The sequence below is a fragment of the Bradyrhizobium nivariense genome (assembly GCF_029846695.2).
GTDB lineage: Bacteria > Pseudomonadota > Alphaproteobacteria > Rhizobiales > Xanthobacteraceae > Bradyrhizobium.
This window is the reverse complement of sequence record NZ_JARWCR020000198.1, coordinates 1-930: the sequence shown is the minus strand read 5'-3', so window position 1 is coordinate 930 and position 930 is coordinate 1. Positions and strand designations below refer to the sequence as shown.

The window sequence follows — 930 nt, the reverse complement described above, 5'->3', positions numbered from 1 at the left end:
CGGGCGCCCATACCGAGGTTTGTGGCAAGATGCCGGCCACATAGCTCAGGCCCAGTTCGGTAATACTCCCACGCAGAGCGGTGTCGGTGCCATAGCCGGCGTCCATCAGGACCACGCCGCGCGGCAAGCCCACCGCGCAGGCCCAGCGCAAATGATCAAGTGCAATTGCCGGTTTGGTCTTGAAGGTGATTTCCTTGGGGACACCGGCTTTGCGCCGACGTGCACGGTCCGTCCCCCACTCCCTTGGTAGATAGAGCCGATAGGCCACCGGCAAGCTCGCATGATGGCTCGCGAGCGAAAGCGTCACGGCAACCTGACAATTGTCTTGCTTGCCCAACTGACCGCAACATTGCCGTGCAACCCCGACCGAATGCCGCCCCTTCTTAGGAAAGCCCGTATCATCGATGATCCAAGCTTCGATCTCTCCATGGCGTTCGATGCCCGGCAGCACTAACTCACGGACCTTGGCCAACACCTGCTGATCCACCAGTCGCCTTGACCGACAAGATGCAACAATGCCTGATGTTGCGCTGCTGTCCGCTCAGGAGCCGTCATCGCCGCCATCGGCTCGACACTCTTGCGGTCGCACGGCATCATCAGCCCTGTACAGTAATCGCGAAGCGGTTTGGCTCGTCCCGCATGTCCGATCACGCTCGCAAGGCCCTCAATGTACGCCGAAAACCGCGACGCTACGTCCCCCGATCTTGTCAGACCCATCTCAGTCTCCCACGCTGAAAAGTGAGTCTTCTCAAATATATGATTCCTGTCGACAAGGGCCGCGACACTCTGACTCAGTAAGACTAGATATTCTGCATCAGCAATTGCGGGACCTAACATATTGCACTTTGGCCAGCCTCCCGCCCCGGGCGACATTGCCGCTCGATCAAGGTTGCAGCGCTCGGCCCGAGAGCAAATGTCTTCCAAGTTTGC

At 58.9% G+C, this 930-nt stretch carries 1 pseudogene; it reads right to left on the bottom strand.

Annotated elements, in window-relative coordinates:
* Positions 1-717 (bottom strand): annotated as a pseudogene (locus QCM77_RS45925) (IS701 family transposase); the annotation flags it as partial.
* Positions 718-930 lie beyond the last annotated feature (213 nt).